Source organism: Pseudomonas sp. B707 (genome assembly GCF_022496685.1).
In the GTDB taxonomy this organism is placed as follows: domain Bacteria; phylum Pseudomonadota; class Gammaproteobacteria; order Pseudomonadales; family Pseudomonadaceae; genus Aquipseudomonas; species Aquipseudomonas paraglycinae.
Genome location: NZ_WTVE01000002.1, coordinates 1 through 3,024, shown reverse-complemented (window position 1 = coordinate 3,024; position 3,024 = coordinate 1). Strand labels below are relative to the sequence as shown.

At 51.6% G+C, this 3,024-nt stretch carries 1 rRNA gene; it reads left to right on the top strand.

Annotation, left to right across the window (positions count from 1 at the left end):
• Positions 1 to 117: 117 nt before the first annotated feature.
• Positions 118 to 3,008: ribosomal RNA gene (locus GQX66_RS00010) — 23S ribosomal RNA — on the top strand.
• Positions 3,009 to 3,024: the final 16 nt, after the last annotated feature.

The window sequence follows — 3,024 nt, the reverse complement described above, 5'->3', positions numbered from 1 at the left end:
CCACTTTCACTGGTGGTGATCAGGCTAAGGTAAAATTTGTGAGTTCTCTTAGTTGAGAAATTCGAATTTTCGGCGAATGTCGTCTTCACAGTATAACCAGATTGCTTGGGGTTATATGGTCAAGTGAAGAAGCGCATACGGTGGATGCCTTGGCAGTCAGAGGCGATGAAAGACGTGGTAGCCTGCGAAAAGCTTCGGGGAGTCGGCAAACAGACTTTGATCCGGAGATGTCTGAATGGGGGAACCCAGCCATCACAAGATGGTTATCTTGTACTGAATACATAGGTGCAAGAGGCGAACCAGGGGAACTGAAACATCTAAGTACCCTGAGGAAAAGAAATCAACCGAGATTCCCTTAGTAGTGGCGAGCGAACGGGGACTAGCCCTTAAGTGGCTTTGAGATTAGCGGAACGCTCTGGAAAGTGCGGCCATAGTGGGTGATAGCCCTGTACGCGAAAGTCTCTTAGTCATGAAATCGAGTAGGACGGAGCACGAGAAACTTTGTCTGAATATGGGGGGACCATCCTCCAAGGCTAAATACTACTGACTGACCGATAGTGAACTAGTACCGTGAGGGAAAGGCGAAAAGAACCCCGGAGAGGGGAGTGAAATAGATCCTGAAACCGTATGCGTACAAGCAGTGGGAGCAGACTTTGTTCTGTGACTGCGTACCTTTTGTATAATGGGTCAGCGACTTATTTTCAGTGGCGAGCTTAACCGAATAGGGGAGGCGTAGCGAAAGCGAGTCTTAATAGGGCGTCTAGTCGCTGGGAATAGACCCGAAACCGGGCGATCTATCCATGGGCAGGTTGAAGGTTAGGTAACACTGACTGGAGGACCGAACCGACTACCGTTGAAAAGTTAGCGGATGACCTGTGGATCGGAGTGAAAGGCTAATCAAGCTCGGAGATAGCTGGTTCTCCTCGAAAGCTATTTAGGTAGCGCCTCATGTATCACTGTAGGGGGTAGAGCACTGTTTCGGCTAGGGGGTCATCCCGACTTACCAAACCGATGCAAACTCCGAATACCTACAAGTGCCGAGCATGGGAGACACACGGCGGGTGCTAACGTCCGTCGTGAAAAGGGAAACAACCCAGACCGTCAGCTAAGGTCCCAAAGTTATGGTTAAGTGGGAAACGATGTGGGAAGGCTTAGACAGCTAGGAGGTTGGCTTAGAAGCAGCCACCCTTTAAAGAAAGCGTAATAGCTCACTAGTCGAGTCGGCCTGCGCGGAAGATGTAACGGGGCTCAAACCATACACCGAAGCTACGGGTATCACGTAAGTGATGCGGTAGAGGAGCGTTCTGTAAGCCTGTGAAGGTGAGTTGAGAAGCTTGCTGGAGGTATCAGAAGTGCGAATGCTGACATGAGTAACGACAATGGGTGTGAAAAACACCCACGCCGAAAGACCAAGGTTTCCTGCGCAACGTTAATCGACGCAGGGTTAGTCGGTCCCTAAGGCGAGGCTGAAAAGCGTAGTCGATGGAAAACAGGTTAATATTCCTGTACTTCTGGTTATTGCGATGGAGGGACGGAGAAGGCTAGGCCAGCTTGGCGTTGGTTGTCCAAGTTTAAGGTGGTAGGCTGAGATCTTAGGTAAATCCGGGATCTTAAGGCCGAGAGCTGATGACGAGTTGCCTTTAGGCGACGAAGTGGTTGATGCCATGCTTCCAAGAAAAGCTTCTAAGCTTCAGATAACCAGGAACCGTACCCCAAACCGACACAGGTGGTTGGGTAGAGAATACCAAGGCGCTTGAGAGAACTCGGGTGAAGGAACTAGGCAAAATGGCACCGTAACTTCGGGAGAAGGTGCGCCGGTGAGGGTGAAGCACTTGCTGCGTAAGCCCACGCCGGTCGAAGATACCAGGCCGCTGCGACTGTTTATTAAAAACACAGCACTCTGCAAACACGAAAGTGGACGTATAGGGTGTGACGCCTGCCCGGTGCCGGAAGGTTAATTGATGGGGTTAGCTAACGCGAAGCTCTTGATCGAAGCCCCGGTAAACGGCGGCCGTAACTATAACGGTCCTAAGGTAGCGAAATTCCTTGTCGGGTAAGTTCCGACCTGCACGAATGGCGTAACGATGGCGGCGCTGTCTCCACCCGAGACTCAGTGAAATTGAAATCGCTGTGAAGATGCAGTGTATCCGCGGCTAGACGGAAAGACCCCGTGAACCTTTACTATAGCTTTGCACTGGACTTTGAATTTGCTTGTGTAGGATAGGTGGGAGGCTTTGAAGCGTGGACGCCAGTTCGCGTGGAGCCATCCTTGAAATACCACCCTGGCAACTTTGAGGTTCTAACTCAGGTCCGTTATCCGGATCGAGGACAGTGTATGGTGGGTAGTTTGACTGGGGCGGTCTCCTCCTAAAGAGTAACGGAGGAGTACGAAGGTGCGCTCAGACCGGTCGGAAATCGGTCGTAGAGTATAAAGGCAAAAGCGCGCTTGACTGCGAGACAGACACGTCGAGCAGGTACGAAAGTAGGTCTTAGTGATCCGGTGGTTCTGTATGGAAGGGCCATCGCTCAACGGATAAAAGGTACTCCGGGGATAACAGGCTGATACCGCCCAAGAGTTCATATCGACGGCGGTGTTTGGCACCTCGATGTCGGCTCATCACATCCTGGGGCTGAAGCCGGTCCCAAGGGTATGGCTGTTCGCCATTTAAAGTGGTACGCGAGCTGGGTTTAGAACGTCGTGAGACAGTTCGGTCCCTATCTGCCGTGGACGTTTGAGATTTGAGAGGGGCTGCTCCTAGTACGAGAGGACCGGAGTGGACGAACCTCTGGTGTTCCGGTTGTCACGCCAGTGGCATTGCCGGGTAGCTATGTTCGGGAAAGATAACCGCTGAAAGCATCTAAGCGGGAAACTTGCCTCAAGATGAGATCTCACTGGAACCTTGAGTTCCCTGAAGGGCCGTCGAAGACTACGACGTTGATAGGTTGGGTGTGTAAGCGCTGTGAGGCGTTGAGCTAACCAATACTAATTGCCCGTGAGGCTTGACCATATAACACCCAAGCAAT